Genomic DNA, 20,632 nt, shown 5'->3' with positions numbered 1-20,632 from the left:
GCCGGCTGCGCACCGGCTGATGATGGAGCTGATCCTAGAAAGCCCCCTCTCCGCCCGCCCGGCATGGCCTCGTCGACCCAGCTCAAGATCTGCGGGTTGCGGAATCCTCAGCAGGCAGCTGCGGTGGCCCGGCTGGGGGTGGAGGCCATCGGTGTGATCGGCGTCCCCTCCTCCCCGCGCCATGTGCCTCCTGAGCTGCGCCCGGCGCTGTTCGAGGCGATCGCCGCCGTGGCCCCGCCGTGCGCCGGGGTCCTCGTGGTGGCGGATCCCGGTGATGACGACCTGCCGGCGTTGCGGCCTGAGCGGGGACATCGGGTGGTTCAGCTCCACGGTGGCGAGACGCCCGAGCGCTGCCGGGAGCTGCGTCAGCGCCTGGGCTGCACGGTGTGGAAGGCCCTGCGCATCCGCTCGCCCGACGACCTCAGCCGGGCCCAGCTCTACGGCGACCACGTGGATGCCCTGGTGCTCGATGCCTGGGTCCCCGATCAGCTGGGCGGCACCGGCCACCGCATTCCCCTCGAGTGGCTGGAGGGCTGGATCCCGCCGCGGCCCTGGTGGCTCGCCGGGGGCATGGCGCCGGAGCGGGTGGCCGAGGTGCTGGAGCGCGTCAGCCCCACGGGGCTCGACGCCTCGAGCGGCGTGGAGCGGGCCCCAGGGGACAAGGACCTGGCCCGGGTCGCCGCCCTGGTTGAGGCGGTGCGCGCGGCGGCGCGCGTCCAGGGCTGATCGCCTTGGCCAAGGCAGGATTGGCCGATCAGCTGACGCACCATGACTCCACGGGCTCGCTTCCTGCCTGCGCTGTTGACGGCCCTGGCTCTGGGGATGGCCGGCGCGAGCGCCAGGGCTCAGGATCTCGTCGGCTGCGCGCTGGTGGAGGGCCAGCTCTCCTGTGTGCCGGGGGTCAGTGCCGATCCCCAGGCCCAGATCCGCGCCCTGCGCCGGGAGATCTCCGGAACCCTTGAGCTCGAATCGGGCGTGCAGCAGACGATCGACGGCCTGGAGTCGCTCGTGGTGGAGGGTGAGCTGACGGAGGGATCCCTGCTCAGCGTCAGGGCGACCGGCACGCTGCTGGCCGCGTTGCCGCCCTCGGCGTTCCACTGGTATCGGCTCCTGCCGGGCTCCAGCCACTGGCTGCTGATCGCTGGGGCCTCAGGACCCTCCTACAACCTCCGCAGCGCGGATGTGGGCAGTCAGTTGATGGTGGTGGTCGCGACGGCGACTGGAGCGGGGACGGGCAGCCGCCGGCAGGTCAGCCCCCCTGTTGGACCGATCGGGCGATGAGGCCGGAGCGTCGGCTGCGTCAGATGCAGAGCGTTCAGATGCAGAGCGTCAGGTGGAGAGCAGGGCTTCCTGTTGCTTCACCAGTTCGAAGAATTCGGATTTCAGGCTTGGATCGTGGCGGAAGTCTCCTCGCACGATTGAGTTGACCATGCTGGTCTGGGGTTCTTTCACGCCGCGCCACTTCATGCAGTAGTGCTGAGCCTTGACGAGAATCGCCAGTCCCTGAGGCTTGCAGAGCCGCTCGATTTCGTCGGCCAGAATCATTACGGCCTCTTCCTGAATGTGGGGGCGGGAGAACACCCAGTCGGCCACCCTGGAGAACTTCGAAAGGCCGATCACCTGGTCCCCAGGCTTGATGCCGATCCAGCAGTTGCCAAGGATGGGAACCAGGTGGTGGGAGCAGGCGGAGCGCACGGAAATGGGCCCAACGGTGTAGATCTCGTCGAGCTTCTTGACGTTCGGAAAGCTGGCGATCTTCGGCTGATGGTGGTAGCGGCCCTTGAACACCTCATGCAGGTACATCCGGGCGACCCGCTCGGCCGTTTCCTCGGTGTTGTGGTCGTTGTCGATATCAATGACCAGGCTGCGCAGCAGCTCCCGCACCTTGCCCGCCACTTCGATCTCCAGCTGATCCAGCTCACCATCCAGCAGGTGCTCGGCGATGTTGTCGTTGGCGAGGAACGACACACCGGCCTTTTCGAGCCGGTCGCGGAGGCGCAGGCTCACCGGCAGGGGAGCTGCATCGGGGGCGGACCCGGCAGGACTGAAGCTGGAAGGAAGCGTGGAGGTCATGGAGAGGCTCAGAGCGCGCCGGCGGCCGGCATGAGAGTGAGATCTTCCACCACCTGGGTGGCGGGCTGTTGGGCCAGGTACAGCAGGGCTTCGGAGGCCCGCTCAGGGTCAAGCATGGCACGCCGGTCGAATGAACTGTGGACGGTTTCGCTGTCCCACAGTGGTGTATTCACCGCACCAAGAGTGAGCGTGCTGACCCGAATCCCGTGGCTGCGCTCTTCAGCGGCCAGGCATCGGCTCAGCGAGACCAGCGCGGCTTTGCTGACGCAGTAAGCCCCCCAGTCGGGGAACGCCTGGTGCGCCGCATGGCTGCTCACGTTGATGATGTGCCCCCCGCCGCGCCTGCGCAGCAGGGGCAGGACTGCCTGGCAGATCTGGAACACGGCTGTGAGATTCAGCTGCATCAGCTGCTGCCAGCGCTCCAGCGGCATCTCCGCCAGGGCGCCGGTGTAGGCCATGCCGGCATTGTTGATCACCACCTGCGGTTCCAGGCCCCGGGAGAGCAGGTCCTCGAGGGCAGGCCCGATCCCGGCGGGGGCGGTCAGGTCGAGCCCGGCCGTCTCCACCCGACGTTCACCAGTCCCCAGGTCGCTTGCCAGCTCCTCGAGGGCTGTGGAGGCCCTGGCGACCAGCAGGAGATCGAACCCTGCCTGGGCAAACCGTCGGGCCGCTGCTGCGCCGATGCCCCGCGAGGCTCCAGTGATCAGAACGGCAGGCAAACGGCGCAGTGCAGGAAACAGGCTGGAACGAGGTCCATTGTGAACCTTAAAGGTTCGTGGAGGGATCTGGGGCGCCCGGCTCCAGGAACTGCCCCATGCGGCGGAACTTGGCATAGCGCTGATCCTGCAGCTCCCGCTCGCTGAGCGGCGCCAGCTCCTGAAGCTGCTGCAGCAGGGCCGCCTTGAGCGCTTCGGCGGCCTGCAGCGGGGCCCAGTGGTTGCCGCCGGAGGGCTCGCGCAGCACCAGGTCGACGATGCCCAGCTTCAGCAGGTCGGCGCCGGTGATCTTGAGAGCCTCCGCCGCCACGGGACCCTTGGCCGCATCACGCCACAGGATCGAAGCGCAGGCCTCCGGCGATGCCACCGTGTAGACGCTGTGCTCAAACATCAGCAACCGATCGGCGACACCGATGCCGAGGGCACCACCGGATCCCCCTTCGCCGATCACGGTCGCCAGGATCGGGACCCGCAGACGGAACATCTCACGGAGATTGACGGCGATCGCCTCCCCCTGACCCTGCTCTTCGGCCAGCACCCCCGCGTAGGCCCCGGGGGTGTCGATGAAGCTGATGATCGGCAGCCGGAAGCGGTCGGCATGCTCCATCAAGCGCATGGCCTTGCGGTAACCGCCGGGGGAGGCCATTCCGAAGTTCCGGGCCACATTCTCCTTGGTGTCCCGCCCCTTCTGGTGACCGAGCATCACGACGTTGGTTTCACCGATGCGGCCGATCCCGCCCACCATGGCGCGATCATCGGAACCACGTCGATCCCCATGCAGTTCGATGAACTCGTCACTGATCAGCTGGATGTAATCCAGGGTGCTCGGGCGCTGGGGGTGACGGGCGACCTGAATCTTCTGGGCCGGCGTGAGGGACTCGAAGATTTCGGTGCGTCGACGCGTGGCAAGGCTTTCCAGCTGGAGCAGTTGCTGGCTCACATCCACTTCCGAGTCGCGCGCCAGCTGACGGATCTGCTCGATCTGGTCCTCCAGCTCGACCAGGGGCTTCTCAAAGTCCAGCAGGGCACGACGGGCCATGGGCGGCGGAGGGGCAGGGTGTAAGGGGGGAGAGGAGGATCAGGCCACCGCCATCGCGTGGGCCTGGGAGGTCGCCGGCTCCAGCCCGAGGGCCTGGAAGCCGTGGCGGCGTGAGGCCTCACCGATCTGATCCATCAGGGCCAGGGTGATGTTGTTGCGTCCCCAGCTGAAATTCGTGTGGATGTCCTCGAAGTCGAGGATCATCGCTTCGGCGAAACAGGCAAACATCTGGCGCTGGGGCTTGGCCATTTCCGCCACTTCCATCATCTGCCAGCCGATGTCCTGCCAGAACTCCACGATGCCGCCCTTCAGCACATGCACGCCGTCGGCCGCGGCCTTGCTGTCGAGGTTCTTGGGATAGCCGCCGTCAATCATCAGGCATGGCTTCCTCAGGGAGGCGGTGTCGATCTGGAGGCTCTGGGGCAGGCTGGCCACCCAGACCACCACATCCGCTTCGCGCAGGGCCTCGTCGAGGTCAAGAATCCGACCCTCCCCCAGGCTGGTCTGGAGATCCACCAGGGGCTGGGGGCGGCGGGCCACCAGCAGCAGTTCGCCAACGCCACGCCGCTGCATCCAGCGGCACACGGCGCTGCCGATGTCACCGCTGGCTCCCACCACGGCCACCCGGGCCTGGGCCAGGTCGATGCCCAGCTTCGGGGCGTTCTCCTCCACCTGCTGACAGACGACCCAGGCGGTGTGGGTGTTGCCGGTCGTGAAACGCTGCCAGTCCAGCTGCACGGCACTGACCCGCTCCTCGCGCAACAGGTTCATGTCCTCGAAGATGATCGAGGTGAAGCCCCCCAGGGCCGTGATGTCGATGCCGGACCGCTGGGCCAGTTCCATGGCCTTCAGCACCTTGCGCTTGGCCGTCTTGAAACGGCGGAGCATCTCGGGCACGAAGACCGAGTCGATGTAGGCCCCCTGGATGGTCTTGCCGGTGCGGCTGGTCACCTGCACCTTCTCCACCAACTGGGGCGGGGCGGCGCACCACATGTCCAGGTCCCCGTCGGCGTACTCGTCGTAGCCGAGGGAGCGGGCCTTGGCTCTGGCCTCCTCGAAGCTGGTGGAGTGACCGATCAGGCCGAACATGCGGAAACCCGGAGGATGTCGCGGACGCTACATCCTCCCACGGTTGGCTGGGGCGCCTGTCAGCCGACCAGAGCGGCCGCCGCCAGCTTGGCGATTTCGCGGCCCGTGAAGCCGATGTCTAGCAGGGCTTCCTGGTAGGAGCTGAGGAAATCGGCCATCAGATCTTCCTTGTCCATGTGCAGGACAGCGGCATCGTCGGCCACCTGCTCCAGCATCCGCCGCACCAGGGGGAGGTTCTCGCGGTTGGCCTGCTCCAGCTCTTCGCGCACGTTGTCCAGGTTGGCCTTGAGCCACTCCTGGCCATAGTTCAGATGGGTGTATTCGTCCTTGACCACGCCTTCGGTGATCTTGCGGGCGAAGGGATCCGCCACGGGGATGTAGATGTGGTAGGCCGAGATCGCAAACGCCTCGATCAGGATCGCCTGAATCAGCAGGCAGGTGGTCACCTTGCCTTCGGCCAGGGCCTTCTGGAAGTTGCCGTGGAGTGGGGAGAAGAACTCCTTGGCGAAGGGCATGTCGGCGGTCACCCCCAGATTGTTGGCACAGGCGGTGAAGCCCTTCATGTGCTTGAGCTCCATGCGGGCCAGCCTGGCGAGCTCGTCGGCCTGCTCGGGGATGAGGGTGCCGAGGGCGATGTAGTTGTCGTGGGCTTCCTGCTCGCCCTCGATCACGATGGCGTTGATGCGGCTGTAGGCATCCTTGTAGGTGGCGGCGCTGAAATCGGGAAGCGCCTCAGACCCGGCGGCGCCAGGGTTCGCGGCGGGTTCGGTGACAGCAGGGTTGGCCAGGGTCGCCATGGTTGCCGCAGCACAGGTCATGGGGCGACTGTAACCACCTTCACCGGTGCTCAGCCGCACCGTTCGGTGGCCAGTCGCTGACGAGCAGCGCCTCCAGCCGCCGGGTCCAGCCGTCCACCAGCCGCTCGAACAGCTGCTCTCCGAGCGTCGCTTCGGCGCCGCGGCTGTCGCCCACCACCCCCGAGCGGCTCAGGTCCTGGGTGAGCCAGGCGCAGGGGGCCTCCCGCTCCAGGCTCCAGCCGGTGGGAGGGAGAGGGCCATCCAGGCCATCCCGCGGCCGGTCGCTTCCCACCAGTTCCGGGGCCAGATGGAGCATCAGGCTGGTTTCCGCCAGTCCGGCGTGGAGTCCGTCACGTCGTTCGGGCTCGGGAAGCAGGTCGGCCAAACCCTCGGGTCCGCTCCAGAGAAAACAGGGCAGCACCCCCATCCGCGGGGCGGTGGCCCGCAGCTGGCGGGCTGCCGCCTGGAGCAGCGCGATCTGGCCGCCGTGGCCGTTGAGCAGCACCAGTCTCTGGAATCCGGCCTCCGCCAGCTGGCTGCCCAGGGTCATCACCAGGTCGATCAGCTGACCGGCCGTGATGCTCAGGGTGCCCGGAAATCCGTGGTGCTCCGGCGAGAAGCCCACCGCCTGCAGGGGCAGGCGCCAGATCGGCCGCTCGGAGGGCAGGCGGGCCAGCACGGCGTCGACCACCCGCTCGGCGAACAGGGCATCGGTGCCCAGCGGCAGCTGGGGACCGTGCTGCTCCACTGCCCCCCAGGGCCAGATCACGGTGCTGCCGGGGTGGGAGGCAGCCTCCTGAACCTGGGGCCATCGGAGGGCCATGAGGTGGTGCTGGCGCTCCATGGAAGGCGGCTGGGCGATGGAACCGATCCCTACAGTGTGCTGCTGTCAGCACCTCTGCAGATGGCCGGATCCGGCAAGCAACCGCCCGCCCCGTCGGCACGGCCGGTGCCCCCGGCCAGCCCGCGGCCCCCAGCCAGCCCGCGGCCCCAGGCCGGCCCATCCCCGCAGGCCGGCCCACCGCTGCGCAAGCCTCCGCAGGTGCTCATGATCAAGAAGGATGAGCCGGCAGCCCCCGTGACCGGCGAGATCCAGCCCGACACCTCCGCCCAGGTGGAAGCTCCCGTGGCTCCGGGCACGGCCGCCCCGCCGCCCCGCTCCCCGCAGCCGTCACCCCGGCGCACGGACGAGGAGCTCTTCGACATGGGGTCCCTGGAGGGCCTCACCATGGCGGACCTGCTCGGCCCGGACACCACCCGCAAACGTCAGCAGGGAACAGCCAGGCCAGCGGCGAGCCAGCCCACGCGCAGTGTCGATGAGTTCGATTTCGATGAGCAGGCCTTCCTGGCGGCCCTCGATGAGCAGGATTTCGTCGGCACCACCGGTGAGGTGGTCACCGGTGAGGTGGTCGGTGTGGAAAGTGATGGGGTTTACGTGGACATCGGGGGCAAGGCTCCGGGGTTCATGCCCAAGAAGGAGGCGGGCCTGGGGGTGATCACCAACCTCAAGGAGCGCTTCCCCCGCGGCACCCGCGTCGAGGTGCTCGTCACGCGGGAGCAGAACGCCGAGGGGATGGTGACCGTCAGTGCCCGCGCCCTGGCGCTGCGGCAGAGCTGGGAGAAGGTCCGCGGCATGGAGAAGGACGGCAAGGTGGTGCAGGTCAAGGTGAACGGCTTCAACCGCGGTGGCGTGACCTGTGATCTGGAGGGGTTGCGGGGCTTCATTCCCCGCTCCCAGCTTCAGGAGGGCGAGAACCATGAGGCCCTCGTCGGCAAGACCCTGGGCGTCACGTTCCTGGAGGTGAATCCCGAGACCCGTAAGCTCGTCCTCTCCGAGAAGAAGGCGGCCACGGCGGCCCGCTTCTCCGAACTGGAGGTGGGGCAGCTGGTGGAGGGCGTCGTCGCCTCGGTGAAGCCCTACGGATTCTTCGTCGATCTCGGGGGCATCAGCGGTCTGCTCCACCACAGCTGCGTGACCGGTGGTCAGCTGCGCGACCTGCGGGAAGCCTTCGGCCAGGGCGAGCGGGTCCGTGCTCTGATCACCGAACTCGATCCGGGCCGGGGCCGCATCGCCCTGAACACCGCCCTGCTGGAGGGCCAGCCTGGCGAACTGCTGGTCGCGAAGGAGAAGGTGATGGAGGAGGCCGAAGACCGGGCCAACCGCGCCCGCTCGGTGCTGCGTCAGCAGGAGCAGAACGCCGGATGACGGCTGCCCGCAGTGCCAAGGCCCAGGCCATCGGGCCCGACTGGGAACTCGATTACTACTCGCGCCCGATCCTCGAACCGGATGGCAAGAAGCGCTGGGAGCTGCTGATCTGCTCCACCCCCGCGGTGGGGGAGGATGGGAGCTCCCAGCAGGAGGGATTTCGCTGGGCCAAGGCCTGTCCTGCCGGCAGCGTCAATTCGCTCTGGTTGCGCGAGTCCCTGGAGGAGGCCCTGGCCGCCGCGGATGCCGAGGGATACGCGCCCCCGCGCCGGCTGCGCTGCTGGCGTGCCTCGATGCGCACCATGGTGCAGCGGGCGGCCGAGGGCCTGGGCCTGGAGCTGATCCCCAGCCGCCGCACCTACGCCCTGGTCGGTTGGTTGCAGCAGCGCGAGCGGGACGTCTACCCCCTGGAGGAGGGCTACATGGCCGGTCCCCTCGCTCCCCCGCCCCAGGCGGTCCGTCCGGTGCCCGTTCCCCTGCCGGAGGCGGCCCGGGGTGACAGCTGGGCCTGGGCCAGCCTGCCGGTCGCTGCCCTGGCCGGTGCCAGCGGCTGGGAGACCGGCTTCTCCGGGCTGGTCCCTGTCCCTGCGGTGGCCGATCCCGAGGCGTCCGTGCCGGGGCTGCGCCTGTTCAGTGCCAGCCGGGCCCTGGCCCTCGCCGGCTGGCTGGCCGGGCTCGAGCCTGTGCGCCTGGAGATCGTCGGCCCCCAACTCGTGCTGGAGGCTGGTCTGGAGGATCGCTGGCTGCTCGCCACCCTGCCGGAGGAGGAAGCCGAGGCTGCCCTGGAGGCCTTTCGGGCGGCTCGTGAGCGCGCCGGCGGTCTCCAGTTCATCGCCGTGCAGTCTCGTCAGAGCGATCAACGCTTCGAGGGGTTCTGGCTGCTGCGGGACCTGCCGGATGGCTGAGGCGGTTCCGGCCCCCTTCGACCGTCCCGACGTCGGCTTCAACGCCCTGCCGGGCTGGACCTGGGTTGGTTGTTACGGCGGCTACTACCTCCAGTGCGATCTGCTGGACGGGTTCGAGCATGGTTTCTTCACCCGCCAGTGGCAGGGCCGCGAGCCCGAGGTGCTCGCGGGCTACCTCAGTGCCGGGGTGAGCGTGCATCGCCTTCAGCAGGTCCATGGCGCGGATGTGCTGCCGGCTGGAGAGGCTGTGGTCGATCCCTGGCCTGCGGGTGATGGGCTGGTGAGCGACGATGGCGGCCAGAGCCTCTGGGTCTGCGGCGCCGACTGCACCCCGGTGCTGCTCGCCGACCCCCGCCGGGGTGCCGTGGCGGCATGCCATGCCGGCTGGCGGGGTGTGGCCGCCCGAATCCTGCCCGCCGCCATTGAGCGCCTGGAGGCTGCCGGCAGCCGCCGGACCGATCTGCTGGTGGCCCTTGGCCCTGCCGTCGCCGGGGAGCGCTACCAGGTCTGCCGTGAGGTCAGCCTCCAGGTGGGCGCCGCCCTGCACGCCACCCCGCCCCCGGAGTCTGGGCCGGAGTCCACCCTCGCCAGCCTGCGGGCCTGCGGTGCCCTTGCCGAGGATCCGCAACCGGGTCGGGACCGCCTCGACATCCGGGCGGCCAGCCGGCATCAACTCGAACGCTGTGGCATCCCGGCCGAACGGATCGCCGTCTGCCCCCTCTGCACCGTGGCTGAGCAGGAACTGTTCCACTCCTGGCGCCGTGACCAGGTCAGGGCCGTTCAGTGGAGCGGCATCGTCGCCCAGGCCTGAGCTGAGCTCAGCCGCGAGTTCCCCGCTCGCTGTGCAGAGTCCGCCGGTTGTCAAGCAGGAAAGCCACCCTGGCGACGGCGGTTTCGGGCTGTGTGAGCAGATCTGGATCAAGGATGAACAGGGGTAGAACGGCACGTTGCTGGCTTCCATACCCGAGCGCTGGATGATCGACGAGCCGAAGATCGCGACGAAACCAGACAACATGAAGCCTCATCAGTCGCGCTTCACCCTTGCGCAGAGTTCAGTCCGTCAGTCATAATGCAAGAAGTGCATAGTGAATCGCAATGCTCACGGGATCTGAACTTCTGAGCAAGGTCAAGGAGTTGGGTGATGTCAGCAAATCTGACCTTGTTCGCGCCTGCGGCTATGTCTCCCAGAAGAAGAGCGGTGATGAGCGCTTGAATTTCACGGCCTTCTACGAAGCTCTCCTGCAGGCCAAGGGCGTTGAATTCGGCGGTGCCCCGAAAGCTGGCAAGGGTGGGCGCAAGCTGAGCTTCTCGACCAAGGTGCAGTTCAACGGCAACCTCATGGTGGGCAAGGCCTACACCGCCATGCTGGACCTCAAGCCCGGGGATGAGTTCGAGATCAAGCTGGGTCGGAAGCAGATCCGCCTCGTGCCGCTGGGGGCTGAAGACGAAGAGGAATGAGCTCCCGCTTCTGATCGTCCCTGGGATCCAGGCCCTCCCCTGATGCTCAGCCCTTGCTGCAGGCACTGAGGGCCAGCGCCACCTGTTCGGCCACCTTGATGCCGTCGATCGCCGCCGACAGGATCCCGCCGGCGTAGCCGGCCCCCTCACCAGCCGGGTACAGCCCGGGGGTGTTGCGGCTGACCAGGGTCTCGCTGTGGCGGGGAAGGCGGACCGGGGATGAGGTGCGCGTCTCCACGCCCGTGAGCAGGGCCTCGTCCATCGCGAAACCGGGAATGCGCCGCTCGAAGGCGGGCAGCGCCTCCTGGAGCGCGGCGACCACATAGGAGGGAAGGCAGGTCCGCAGGTCCGCCGGCCGTACTCCGGGCTGGTAGGAGGGCGTGATGCTCGCCTGCCCCTCGGTTGCGCCCCCCGAGGCCGCCCCGGGGGGCGTCCGGCCGAGAAAGGCAGCCACCTGCTGGGCGGGTGCCTCGTAGGTGCCACCTCCCGCCACGAAGGCCCGCTGTTCCCAGTGGCGCTGGAAGGCGATTCCGGCCAGCGGATCGTCCCGATCCCGGCCGTAGGGGCGCAGGTCATCGAGGCTCACCGGCACCACCAGGCCGCTGTTGGCATTGCGCTCGTTGCGGGAGTGCTGGCTCATCCCGTTGGTGACCACACCCCCGGGCTCGGAGGCGGCTCCCACCACCAGGCCCCCCGGACACATGCAGAAGCTGTAGACGCTGCGCCCTTCCAGGCCGGGGCCCGCGCAGTGATGCACCAGCTTGTACTCGGCGGGGCCCAGGCGGGGATGGCCGGCGGCGGGGCCCCAGCGGGCCCGGTCGATCAGCGGTTGGGGATGCTCGATCCGCAGGCCGATGGCGAACGGCTTGGCCTCCAGGGCGACCCCTGCGGACTGCAGCATCGCGAAGGTGTCCCGTGCGCTGTGTCCGATCGCCAGCACCACGGCGCCGGCTTCCAGCGTCGTGCCGTCGGCCAGGTGCACGCCGCGCACCGCCCGGGAGGCCGGATCCAGTTCCAGCCCGTCCAGAAGACTCCCAAAGCGCACCTCACCGCCGAGCTCCTCGATCCGCCGGCGCAGGCCCCGCACCACGGTGGCCAGCTTGAAGGTGCCGATGTGGGGGCGGTGCAGGGTGAGAATCTCGGCATTGGCACCGGCCGCCACCAGCTCCTCGAGCACCTTGCGCACGTAGGCCTTGGGCTCGCTCACCTGGCTGTAGAGCTTCCCATCGGAGAACGTGCCGGCACCGCCCTCACCGAACTGGGCGTTGGACTCGGGGTTGAACGGCTGCTGACCTCGCCAGAAGCCGAAGGTGTCGGCGCTGCGGCGTCGCACGTCCTTGCCCCGTTCGAGCAGCAGGGGCCGAAACCCCATCTGGGCCAGCAGCAGGGCCGCGAAATAGCCGCAGGGTCCAGCTCCCACCACGATCGGCCGGGGAGGCTCTGCCCCCGTGGCGCTGTGCGGTGGTCCGTCCACGACATGGCGGTAGACCGTGTCGGGCGTCGGCCGCAGGTGGGGATCCCCGGCAAAACGGCGCAGCAACCGCTGTTCCCCGGCCGCATCGAGCTCGAGCACGAGATCGAGGCTGTACACCAGGGAAATCCGTGCGGCGCGCCGGGCGTCGACGCTGCGCTTGACCAGGCGGACTTCCCGGAGCTGCTCGGGAGGGATCCGCAGCCGCCGGCAGACAGCCGCGGCGAGGTCGGCCTCCTGATGATCGAGCGGCAGCTTCAGCTCGCTGAGGCGAAGCACGGTGCGGGGGTCTCGGATCCCCTGTTGTAGACCCCGGGGTTCCGGGGAGCCGCTGACGCACCCACCCAGCGGTGCCATGGTGGGAGTCCTGCCCGCCGTGCCAGGGCAAGACCAGCCAGGCCCGAGCGCCCTTCCATCCCCGAATCTCCTCCATGGGTCTTGCCCACTGCCCCCTCTGCATCGGTCTGGCACTCCTCTCCCTGGTGCGCGGCTGCGCGAACGCCGTGCAGCTCTGGCAGCTGCTGGTCCCCGCCCCGTCCGTCTCGCTGGGGCTGCAGGGCACCTAGCCTCGGGCGCGTTCCAAGCTCTGCCCTGCAGGCCTCCCCTCACCATGCCCCCGGGATTGCAGGCCACCTACTTCGGCGCCAACGGCTGGCTGCTCGAGTTCGACCGGGTGCGGGTGCTGGTGGATCCATGGCTGACCGGTGCCCTGGAGTTCCCGCCGGGCCCCTGGCTGTTCCGCGGCACGCTGCCTCAGGAGTGGCCCGTTCCTGCCGCCCTCGACCTGCTCCTGCTCACCCAGGGGCTGCCGGATCACTGCCATCCAGCCAGCCTGGCCCTGCTCGATCCTGATCTCCCCGTGGTCGGTTCGCTCGCCGCGGGCCAGCGGGCACGGCAGCTCGGCTTTCGCCACGTCACCGCCCTGCGTCCCGGGGAGCGCCATCGCCTGGGTGCCCTCGAGATCCTCGCCACGGCCGGTGCCCCCGTGCCCCAGGTGGAGAACGGCTACAGGCTGGCGCATCCGGCCGGCCGCCTCTACCTCGAACCCCATGGCTTCCTGGATCCGGACCTGCCTGCGGAGCCGGTGGATGCCGTGATCACCCCCGTGGTGGATCTTGGTCTTCCCCTGGCCGGCGCCTTCGTGCGGGGCCGTCAGGTGTTGCCGCACCTGCTGGAGCGCCTCAGTCCGGCCACGGTTCTGGCCAGCACCACCGGCGGGGATGTGCGGTTCGACGGCCTGCTGACCCGGGCGCTCTGGCAGCGGGGCAGCAGCAGCGAGGCCGCGGCCATGCTGGAGGCCCTCGCCGCCGGCGCCGCCAACCCCACCCGGTTGATCGATCCTGTGCCGGGGACCCCCTACCCGCTGTCCGGCCTGGCCTGAGCGGCCAGACCGGCACCAGGATGGGGCCATGAACGACCCGATCCGTGGCCTGCTGCAGTGGAGCAGCGATCCGCTGGTGCGCAAGCTGATCGCGGCCCTGGTGGCGCTGGCGGCCATCGCCCTGCTCAGCCGGCTCACCCAGGCCTCGCTCAACCGCTACCTGCGGGACTCAGACACGCGCTACTACGCGCGCAAGCTCGTGGCGCTGAGCGGGTATTTCCTCGCGGTGGTCTGCATCACCGTGATCTTCAAGGACCGGCTGGGCGGCCTCACGGTGGCGATCGGGGTGGCCGGTGCCGGCATCGCCTTCGCCCTGCAGGAGGTGATCGGCAGTGTGGCCGGCTGGATCGCCATTTCCTTCGGGGGCTTCTACCGCCCGGGCGATCGGGTGCAGCTGGGGGGGATCAAGGGCGATGTGATCGATATCGGCATCCTGCGCACCACCCTGATGGAACTGGGGGAATGGGTGGACTCCGACCTGTACACCGGCCGGATCGTGCGGATCGCCAACAGCTTCGTGTTCAAGGAGCCGGTGTTCAACTATTCCGGCGATTTCCCCTTCCTCTGGGATGAACTGCGCCTACCGGTGCAGTACGGCAGTGACCACCGCCGTTGCCGCCGCATTCTCGAGCGCGTCGGAGCCGAGGTGGCCACCGACACCCTCACCCAGGCGGTGCGCTCGGCCTGGCAGGAGATGGTGCGCAAGTACCTGCTGGAGAACGCCGGCATGGAGCCCCAGGTGACCCTGGCGCTCAATGACAACTGGATGGAGTACACGCTCCGCTACATGGTGGACGTCAAGAAGCGGCGCTCCACCAAGGACCTGATCTTCACCCGGATCCTGGAGGAGTTCGAGCAGGCCGGTGATGCCGTGCGCATCGGCTCCACCACGCTGGAGCTGGTGCAGGCCCCGCCCCTGGAGGTGCACCTCAGCCCCGACCGGAGCGCCGGGGTCGGCGAGCCTGGTTAGCGTCAGCTCAAGGCCGCTCAAGCGGGCGGCGGGCCCATCTCCTGTTCGATCGCCGCCACGGCGATGCGGGTGTTCAGGACCGCATCGGGGTTGAGGCTGATCGAATCGATGCCCTCGGCCACCAGGAATTCGGCGAATTCGGGGTGGTCACTGGGGGCCTGACCACAGATTCCCACCTTCCGCCCGCAGCGTCGGGCGGTGCGGATGGCCATTCGGATCATCGCCTTGACACTGTCATCCCGTTCATCAAAGAGTTCCGCGACGAGGGCGGAATCCCGGTCCAGCCCCAGGGTGAGCTGGGTGAGGTCGTTCGAGCCGATCGAGAAACCGTCGAACCGCGCGGCGAAGGCCTCGGCATTGATCACGTTGCTGGGCAGTTCGCACATCACATAGACCTGCAGGCCGTTCTCGCCCCGCACCAGTCCATGGCGGGCCATCTCGGCCAGCACCCGATCGCCCTCCTCCGGGGTGCGGCAGAAGGGCACCATCGGGATCAGGTTGGTGAGGCCCATGCGCTGCCGCGCCTGCAGCAGGGCTTCGCATTCCAGCCCGAACGCCTCGCGAAACGCCGGGGCGTAGTAGCGGGAGGCCCCCCGCCAGCCGAGCATCGGGTTTTCCTCGGCCGGTTCGAAACCCCTGCCACCCAGAAGCTTGGCGTATTCGTTGCTCTTGAAGTCGGAGAAGCGCAGGATGACGGGCCGCGGATGGAAGGCGGCCGCCAGCCGCCCCATGCCCTGGGCGAGCAGGTCCACGTAGTAGTCCCGGGGACGGGGGTAGCCGGCGGTGAGTTCGGCGATGGCCTGGCGTTCGCCTGGATCGCTGACGCGCTCGGGCTCCAGCAGCGCCAGGGGATGGACCCGGATGTGGTTGGCGATGATGAATTCCAGACGGGCCAGGCCCACCCCATCGCAGGGAATCGCGGCCAGCTTGAAGGCTTCCTCCGGATTGCCCACATTCATCAGGATGCGGGTCCGGGTGGGGGGCAGATCATCCAGTTCCCGCTCCTCCACCCGGAAGGGCAGGGCGCCGCGGTAGACCCGACCCACGTCCCCCTCGCAGCAGCTGGCGGTGATCGCCTCCCCATCGGCGATGCGGCTGGTGCCATCGCCGGTGCCGACGATGGCGGTGATCCCCATCTCGCGGGCGATGATCGCCGCGTGGCAGGTGCGGCCGCCCTGGTTGGTGATCACCCCGCTGGCGAGCTTGAGGATCGGCTCCCAGTCGGGATCGGTTCGCTCCGTCACCAGGAGGTCGCCGGGCGAGAAGCGCTGGATCTCGCCGGGATCCCGGATGATCCGGGCCCGGCCACTGCTCACCGAGGCCCCGATGGCGCGGCCCTGGCAGACGAGCTCCGCGTCATGGGGCTCCAGGTGCCAGCTGCGCAGCACGGAGGCCGAGCGGCGGGACTCCACGGTCTCCGGCCTGGCCTGGAGGATGAACAGCTCGCCGGTGGTGCCGTCCTTGGCCCACTCGATGTCCATCGGAGTGGGAACGCCCCGCCGGGCGCTGTAGTGTCGCTCGATCGTGCAGGCCCACCGGGCCAGCTGCAGGGCCTCGGCGTCGGTGATGGCGTAGCGGCGCCGTTCGGCCTCCGGCACCGGCACGTTGCAGGTGGCGGTGTTGCCCGGTTCACCCCCGCCGTCAGCGGTCGGCAGCGCATCGGCGTAGACCATGCGGATCGCCTTGCTGCCGAGGCGGCGATGCACGATCGGCTCGAAGCCCTGCTCCAGGGTGGGTTTGAAGATGAGGTACTCATCCGGGTTCACCGCGCCCTGCACCACGTTCTCGCCGAGGCCGTAGGCGGCCGTGAGCAGCACCGCGTCGCGGAAGCCGGTTTCGGTGTCGATGCTGAACATCACCCCGGAGGCCGCCAGGTCGGAGCGCACCATGCGCTGCACGCCGATCGAGAGCGCCACCTCGAAGTGGTCGAAGCCGTTGATCTGCCGGTAGGAGATGGCCCGGTCGGTGAACAGGGAGGCGAAGCAGCGGCGGCAGGCGGCCAGCAGGGCGGCCTCCCCATGCACATTCAGGTAGGTCTCCTGCTGGCCGGCGAAGGAGGCGTCGGGCAGGTCCTCGGCCGTGGCGCTGGAGCGCACGGCGACGGCGACGGCCCGCTCCCCCTGGGGCGGCGCCAGGCCGCGGTAGGACTCCAGCAGCACCTCCTGCAGGTCCAGGGGCAGCGGAGCACCCAGCAGGAGCGAACGGGCCGCGGCACCGGCGGCCTGCAGGGCGGCCAGATCCCGACCATCCAGCCCGTCCAGGATGGCGTGGAGGCGAGGCTGCAGCCCGTTGGCGTCGATGAAGTGGCGGTAGGCGGCTGCGGTGGTGGCAAAGCCGCCCGGCACGCACACCCCCTGGCCGCTGAGTTGGCGGATCATCTCCCCCAGGGAGGCGTTCTTCCCCCCCACCTGGGCCACGGCGTCGATGCCCACCTGCTCCAGCGGGACCACGAGCGTTTCTGCTGGGGGCATCGGTTCGACGCGTCTGCCCAGAATCTGGCGCCGATGGACAGTCTGCGCTCCGACTGTGAATGGCTCGAAAGACTGGGTGAGGCAGAACTTCGGTGGCACAGTGGTCCAACCCCTCAGCCTGCCCCTTGGTTTTGGTGTCCCGTTTCCTCCAGGTCCGGATCGCGGCTTCCGGCCATGCCCTCTTCGCGGCTGCGGCGTCGGCCACCTCGGCCGTTGCCCTCGGCGTGGCATCGCTGACCGTCCCTGCCGCCCCGGTGTTCGCCCAGGCCGCCCCCGCCGCCGCCAAGCCGGCGTCGATGGAGCTGATGAACGACCTCTCCCTGGCCGCCGCCGTGAACGTCTGCGAACTGGTCGTGGAGTCGAAGCTGCCGGTCGAGAAGGCCGTGCTCTCCACTGCCAAGTCGATCACCTACGTCATCACCAGCCGCTACGGCAGCCAGGTGGCGAGTGCCGGCAAGCTGCAGCCCGAGCAGATCGCCAATGGCACCATCATCCAGATCGTCGGTCGGGTGCGGCAGGGCTGCTATCCCAAGCTGGCAGGGGCTGACAAGAAATTCGTCGACGACGTCCTCTCCGAATACTCCAAGGCCGTCAACAAGAAGTGAACATGCCGTGAAACGGGGTCCCATCGGGCAGCGCTCTCCACGGGGAAGGGCCGCCCGGAGAGCCTGATCACTCCAGCCAGCTCAGCCCGACCCGATCAGCCCACCGCTTCGCCGCCTCCATTCACGGGCTGCGTTAAGGGGCTGGGTCGACGGGATGCGCACACCGGCTGGCGGGCTGAGCTCCCGACCCCCTCCCTGCTGGTGGCCAGGGACCTTCAGTCTGGCGGCCAGGGAGCTTCAGTCGTTACCGGTGGACGCCGAGTTCTCGCGGTCCGCCCCGGTTCGAGCTGAGCCGGCGGGTGTGCGGTCGGGCTCAGCCTCCGGCAGCAGCTGGGCGAGCAGGCCGGCCCCCATCAGCAGACTGCCCAGCCCGAGGGCGAGCGGGCGGTTCGTGGCGGCTGGCCCATCCAGCCAGGCGGCGGCCGCCAGAAAAGCTCCCCCCAGCAGCAGGCTCGGCACCAGCACGATGCCCCTGGCGGTGCGATTCAGGCTCATGCCGCCTCCTGGGGGCAGCGGGCCGGCCCAGGGGCCAGGGGATGGGCGAGCCCGGCAGCGATCAGCCCATCCCCGAGCTCCAGCTCCCCGCGGCCGGCGGCAGCCCTGCCCAGACGGCTGACCCTGGCCAGCAGCACCCCATCGGCCTGGCCCACGGGACGCAGGTTGATCCGGCTGCGTCGTGGCAGCGCCTCCCGCAGCCAGGCGTTGGCCGCGGCCTGGTCTGCCGGATCGATCCCGATGCAGGCCAGGGCCACGGTGTAGCTCCTGTTGCCATCGCCCACCTGGAGCAGCCCATCCCCGCGCACCTGCAGGAGTTCGGCTGCCGTGGCAGGGCCGGCCCAGCTGAGCCCGCCGACCAGCAGGGCCAGCAGCAGGCTCAGAGCTTGGCGCCGCAGCTGGGGCAGAAGAGATGGGCGCTGGCCGTGCTGGTGCCGCAGCTGTTGCATTGACGGGTGGTGTCGATGGCGAGTTCGGGGTGGGTGGGCAGGCCCACCATCTGGGCATTGCTGGCACCGGGAGGCACCATCGGGTAACAGTTCTCGTTGCGCCGCACCTTCACATCGATGAAGGCCGGTCCAGGATGATCGAGGGCCTCGCGCAACTGCTGGCGCAGGGTGGCCCGCTCGGTGATCAGCACCCCCCGCACACCGAAGGCTTCGGCGAGGGCCTCGAAGTTCGGCATGCCACCGGTCATCTCGGAGGCCGAATAGCGCTCTTCGTAGAAACTCTCCTGCCACTGGCGCACCATGCCCTGCCAGCCGTTGTTGAGCACCACCACCTTCACCGGCAGGTCGTACTGGGCGAGGGTGCCCAGCTCCTGGATGTTCATCAGGATCGAGGCATCGCCGGCCACGCAGATCACCTGGGCGTCCGGGAAGGCCGTCTGCACCCCCATGGCGGCCGGCATGCCGTAGCCCATCGTGCCCAGGCCAGCACTGCTGATCCAGTGGCGGGGAGCGTTGTGGAGGTACTGGGCCGCCCACATCTGATGCTGGCCGACATCGGTGGTGATGTAGGCCTGCGGAGCCAGCTCCTGCAGCGCGATCACCACCTCCTGGGGTGCGATCTCGCCCTCCGGGCTGGGCGTCATCAGCGGGTAATGGCGTTTCCAGCTGGAGATCCGATCCAGCCAGGCATCGGTGCGGCCCTGGGAATCCTCTCCCTCGGATCCGGCCAGCAGGGCATCGAGGGCCTGGCGCACATCGGCCACCACGGCCACATCGGGCACCCGGGTCTTGCCCACCTCGGCGGCGTCGATGTCGATGTGGATCACCTGGGCCCGGGGTGCGAAGCCGTCCAGGCGGCCGGTGACCCGGTCATCGAAGCGGGCGCCGGTGGCGATCAGCAGATCGCATTCGGTGACGGCGAAGTTGGCGTAGGCGGTGCCGTGCATGCCGAGCATGCCGACGGCGAGGGAGTGGGTTTCGTCGAAGGCCCCCTTGCCCATCAGGGTGGTGGTGACCGGCAGGCGGAAGCGCTCCGCCAGCCGGTGCACCTGGGCGTGGGCGTTGCTGCTGATCGCGCCGCCACCCACGTAGAGCAGGGGACGGCGGGCCTGACGGATCAGTTCCAGGGCCTGGCGGATCCGCTCCGGGTTGGCCTGGGGGGGAAGCCGGAAGCCGGCCGGAACGGTGCTGCCGGGCTCCACCGGCACGTAGTCGAACTGCTCGGTGCCCACGTCCTTGGGCACGTCGATCAGCACCGGGCCGGGCCGTCCGCTGGCGGCGATCAGGAAGGCCTCCGCCACGATCCGGCCGATGTCCCTTGGATCGCGCACCACCCAGGAGTGCTTCACGATCGGCAGGGTGATGCCGAAGATGTCGGTTTCCTGGAAGGCATCGGTGCCGATCGCCGCCCGGGGCACCTGGCCGGTGATCACCACCATCGGCACGGAATCCATGTGGGCCGTGGCGATGCCGGTCACCAGGTTGGTGGCGCCGGGGCCGGACGTGCCGAAACAGACGCCCACCTTGCCGGTGGCGCGGGCGTAGGCGTCGGCGGCGTGGGTGCCGCCCTGCTCGTGGCGCACGAGGATGTGCTTCATCCAGCCCCGGCTTTCCGCCTTGTGGAGCTCGTCGTAGATGGGGAGGATGGCTCCGCCGGGATAGCCGAAGATGTGCTCCACACCGTGGCGGTGGAGGGCATCCATCAGGGCGTAGCCGCCACTCACCCGCTGCGACTCGGCGCTGTGCCGCTGAGCCGGCTCGGGAGAGGCGGCCTGGGATGCCACGGCCGGCTCGGAGGCCGCACGATCAGTGGTGGCGCTCCCGGCACCCGAGGGGTGGGAGGCGGTGCTCGCGGACCCGGCCGCAGGAGTGAGGGGCGTAAGCGTCACGGCTGCAGCGGGCCAACCACTCTGGCCATCTAACGGACTACGGCAACCCTAGGCCTTGGTGCCGCTTTTGGGGATCGGCGAGCCCGCGCCATCGCCCGCAGCACCTTGGCGGGATCGATCCAGTGGCCACCGTGGCGCAGGCCCCAGTGGAGATGGGGACCTGTCGTGCTGCCGCTCATGCCCACATGGCCGATGACCTGGCCGGTGCGCACCCCGATACCCGTGGCCAGACGGACGGAGCCGCTCTGGTACACGTCCCCGACCGCCCGGCCGGAGAGATGGCAGTAGATGTGCTCATACCCGCCGGAGCGGATCACCAGCCCGACGCCGCAGCCACCATCGTTGATGACCTCCTGAACCACGCCGGCCCACCAGCTGCGGATCGGCGACCCCATCGGTGCGGCGATGTCCAGGCCGTAGTGGGGGCGCCGATCCCCGGCCAGGGGATGGACCCGCATGCCGAAGGCGCTGGTGTAGCCGGCGAACTGGGCAACCGGGAAGGCACCGAGCCTCCAGGGGTTGGCGCTCGCCGCTCGCGGGGGGGCCAGCAGGGTGCCCAGCAGCAGGGCCGAGGCCAGGGCGAGCCACCGGTGCACGCGTCTGGCTGCCCGCCGCTGG

At 69.1% G+C, this 20,632-nt stretch carries 23 protein-coding genes; 10 read left to right on the top strand and 13 right to left on the bottom strand.

Annotated elements, in window-relative coordinates; all coding sequences use genetic code 11:
* The first annotated feature begins 63 nt into the window (after nt 1–63).
* Together ACLNEE_RS10170 and ACLNEE_RS10165 are read left to right on the top strand one after the other, a co-directional pair.
* The gene (locus ACLNEE_RS10170) at nt 64–726 is read left to right on the top strand and encodes a phosphoribosylanthranilate isomerase (protein ID WP_411423742.1); all 663 of its coding nucleotides are present in this window, start codon (nt 64–66) and stop codon (nt 724–726) included.
* Nucleotides 727–768: 42 nt separating this feature from the next.
* Nucleotides 769–1,281, top strand: a complete 513-nt coding sequence (locus ACLNEE_RS10165; RefSeq protein WP_411423743.1) for a hypothetical protein — start codon at nt 769–771, stop codon at nt 1,279–1,281.
* 48 nt (nt 1,282–1,329) lie between these two features.
* Here the strand turns inward: ACLNEE_RS10165 and folE are convergent, their stop codons facing one another.
* The 6 genes from folE to ACLNEE_RS10135 are packed head-to-tail and all read right to left on the bottom strand — an operon-like array spanning nt 1,330 to nt 6,483.
* Complete coding sequence (folE, locus tag ACLNEE_RS10160; protein WP_411423744.1) at nt 1,330–2,073, bottom strand: GTP cyclohydrolase I; 744 nt, start codon at nt 2,071–2,073, stop codon at nt 1,330–1,332.
* 8 nt (nt 2,074–2,081) lie between these two features.
* On the bottom strand, nt 2,082–2,792 hold the full coding sequence (locus tag ACLNEE_RS10155; protein WP_411423745.1) for an SDR family oxidoreductase: 711 nt from the start codon (nt 2,790–2,792) through the stop codon (nt 2,082–2,084).
* Between the two features lie 46 nt (nt 2,793–2,838).
* Nucleotides 2,839–3,828: an acetyl-CoA carboxylase carboxyltransferase subunit alpha gene (locus tag ACLNEE_RS10150; RefSeq protein WP_411423746.1), complete on the bottom strand. Its 990-nt coding sequence runs from the start codon at nt 3,826–3,828 to the stop codon at nt 2,839–2,841.
* A gap of 39 nt (nt 3,829–3,867) precedes the next feature.
* Nucleotides 3,868–4,917 (bottom strand): long-chain acyl-[acyl-carrier-protein] reductase, encoded by a 1,050-nt coding sequence (locus tag ACLNEE_RS10145; RefSeq protein ID WP_411423747.1) that lies wholly within the window; start codon nt 4,915–4,917, stop codon nt 3,868–3,870.
* 59 nt (nt 4,918–4,976) lie between these two features.
* Nucleotides 4,977–5,714: an aldehyde oxygenase (deformylating) gene (locus ACLNEE_RS10140; RefSeq protein WP_411423748.1), complete on the bottom strand. Its 738-nt coding sequence runs from the start codon at nt 5,712–5,714 to the stop codon at nt 4,977–4,979.
* A 40-nt stretch (nt 5,715–5,754) separates the two neighbouring features.
* Nucleotides 5,755–6,483 (bottom strand): creatininase family protein, encoded by a 729-nt coding sequence (locus ACLNEE_RS10135; protein WP_412007051.1) that lies wholly within the window; start codon nt 6,481–6,483, stop codon nt 5,755–5,757.
* Nucleotides 6,484–6,495: 12 nt separating this feature from the next.
* On the opposite strand from ACLNEE_RS10135, the gene ACLNEE_RS10130 reads away from it, so the two are divergent.
* From ACLNEE_RS10130 to pgeF, 3 genes are read left to right on the top strand one after another with little or no spacing between them, the layout of a single operon-like run.
* Nucleotides 6,496–7,920 carry a S1 RNA-binding domain-containing protein gene (locus ACLNEE_RS10130; protein ID WP_411423750.1) on the top strand — a complete coding sequence of 475 codons (1,425 nt, stop codon included), beginning with the start codon at nt 6,496–6,498 and terminating at the stop codon, nt 7,918–7,920.
* Entirely contained in the window at nt 7,917–8,825 is a 909-nt protein-coding gene (locus tag ACLNEE_RS10125) for a Tab2 family RNA-binding protein (RefSeq protein ID WP_411423751.1), read from the top strand. Before ACLNEE_RS10130 ends, ACLNEE_RS10125 begins: the two co-directional genes overlap by 4 nt.
* Nucleotides 8,818–9,636, top strand: a complete 819-nt coding sequence (gene pgeF / locus ACLNEE_RS10120; RefSeq protein WP_411423752.1) for a peptidoglycan editing factor PgeF — start codon at nt 8,818–8,820, stop codon at nt 9,634–9,636. The genes ACLNEE_RS10125 and pgeF overlap by 8 nt, the downstream gene beginning before the upstream one ends.
* Before the next feature lie 7 nt (nt 9,637–9,643).
* On the opposite strand, the gene ACLNEE_RS10115 is transcribed toward pgeF, so the two are convergent.
* Nucleotides 9,644–9,850 (bottom strand): deoxyribodipyrimidine photo-lyase, encoded by a 207-nt coding sequence (locus ACLNEE_RS10115; RefSeq protein ID WP_411423753.1) that lies wholly within the window; start codon nt 9,848–9,850, stop codon nt 9,644–9,646.
* A gap of 109 nt (nt 9,851–9,959) precedes the next feature.
* Between ACLNEE_RS10115 and ACLNEE_RS10110 the strand changes: the two genes are divergently transcribed.
* Nucleotides 9,960–10,283 (top strand): AbrB family transcriptional regulator, encoded by a 324-nt coding sequence (locus tag ACLNEE_RS10110; protein WP_412007050.1) that lies wholly within the window; start codon nt 9,960–9,962, stop codon nt 10,281–10,283.
* A 46-nt stretch (nt 10,284–10,329) separates the two neighbouring features.
* Here the strand turns inward: ACLNEE_RS10110 and ACLNEE_RS10105 are convergent, their stop codons facing one another.
* Entirely contained in the window at nt 10,330–12,111 is a 1,782-nt protein-coding gene (locus ACLNEE_RS10105; RefSeq protein ID WP_412007049.1) for an NAD(P)/FAD-dependent oxidoreductase, read from the bottom strand.
* Between the two features lie 74 nt (nt 12,112–12,185).
* On the opposite strand from ACLNEE_RS10105, the gene ACLNEE_RS10100 reads away from it, so the two are divergent.
* From ACLNEE_RS10100 to ACLNEE_RS10090, 3 genes are read left to right on the top strand one after another with little or no spacing between them, the layout of a single operon-like run.
* Complete coding sequence (locus ACLNEE_RS10100) at nt 12,186–12,320, top strand: hypothetical protein (RefSeq protein WP_412007048.1); 135 nt, start codon at nt 12,186–12,188, stop codon at nt 12,318–12,320.
* A gap of 44 nt (nt 12,321–12,364) precedes the next feature.
* Nucleotides 12,365–13,135 (top strand): MBL fold metallo-hydrolase, encoded by a 771-nt coding sequence (locus ACLNEE_RS10095; RefSeq protein ID WP_411423756.1) that lies wholly within the window; start codon nt 12,365–12,367, stop codon nt 13,133–13,135.
* Nucleotides 13,136–13,163: 28 nt separating this feature from the next.
* Nucleotides 13,164–14,105, top strand: coding sequence for a mechanosensitive ion channel family protein (locus tag ACLNEE_RS10090; protein WP_411423757.1), 942 nt, complete (start codon nt 13,164–13,166; stop codon nt 14,103–14,105).
* Nucleotides 14,106–14,122: 17 nt separating this feature from the next.
* Here the strand turns inward: ACLNEE_RS10090 and ppsA are convergent, their stop codons facing one another.
* Entirely contained in the window at nt 14,123–16,576 is a 2,454-nt protein-coding gene (gene ppsA, locus ACLNEE_RS10085; RefSeq protein WP_411423758.1) for a phosphoenolpyruvate synthase, read from the bottom strand.
* 134 nt (nt 16,577–16,710) lie between these two features.
* Between ppsA and ACLNEE_RS10080 the strand changes: the two genes are divergently transcribed.
* Nucleotides 16,711–17,181 carry a hypothetical protein gene (locus tag ACLNEE_RS10080; protein ID WP_411423759.1) on the top strand — a complete coding sequence of 157 codons (471 nt, stop codon included), beginning with the start codon at nt 16,711–16,713 and terminating at the stop codon, nt 17,179–17,181.
* A 237-nt stretch (nt 17,182–17,418) separates the two neighbouring features.
* Here the strand turns inward: ACLNEE_RS10080 and ACLNEE_RS10075 are convergent, their stop codons facing one another.
* From ACLNEE_RS10075 to ACLNEE_RS10060, 4 genes are all read right to left on the bottom strand, one after another.
* A complete protein-coding gene (locus ACLNEE_RS10075; protein ID WP_411423760.1) occupies nt 17,419–17,676 on the bottom strand; it encodes a GIVxVP protein in 258 nt (85 codons plus the stop codon).
* On the bottom strand, nt 17,673–18,125 hold the full coding sequence (locus ACLNEE_RS10070) for a hypothetical protein (protein ID WP_411423761.1): 453 nt from the start codon (nt 18,123–18,125) through the stop codon (nt 17,673–17,675). The genes ACLNEE_RS10075 and ACLNEE_RS10070 overlap by 4 nt, the downstream gene beginning before the upstream one ends.
* Nucleotides 18,056–19,909, bottom strand: a complete 1,854-nt coding sequence (gene ilvB / locus ACLNEE_RS10065; RefSeq protein WP_411423763.1) for a biosynthetic-type acetolactate synthase large subunit — start codon at nt 19,907–19,909, stop codon at nt 18,056–18,058. Before ilvB ends, ACLNEE_RS10070 begins: the two co-directional genes overlap by 70 nt.
* A gap of 134 nt (nt 19,910–20,043) precedes the next feature.
* Complete coding sequence (locus ACLNEE_RS10060) at nt 20,044–20,610, bottom strand: M23 family metallopeptidase (RefSeq protein ID WP_412007047.1); 567 nt, start codon at nt 20,608–20,610, stop codon at nt 20,044–20,046.
* Between the last annotated feature and the right edge of the window lie 22 nt (nt 20,611–20,632).

It is taken from the genome of Aphanothece stagnina RSMan2012, assembly GCF_046764815.1.
Lineage (GTDB): Bacteria > Cyanobacteriota > Cyanobacteriia > PCC-6307 > Cyanobiaceae > NIES-981.
The sequence above is the reverse complement of the archived record's forward strand: the minus strand, read 5'-3'. Positions and strand labels throughout refer to the sequence as shown.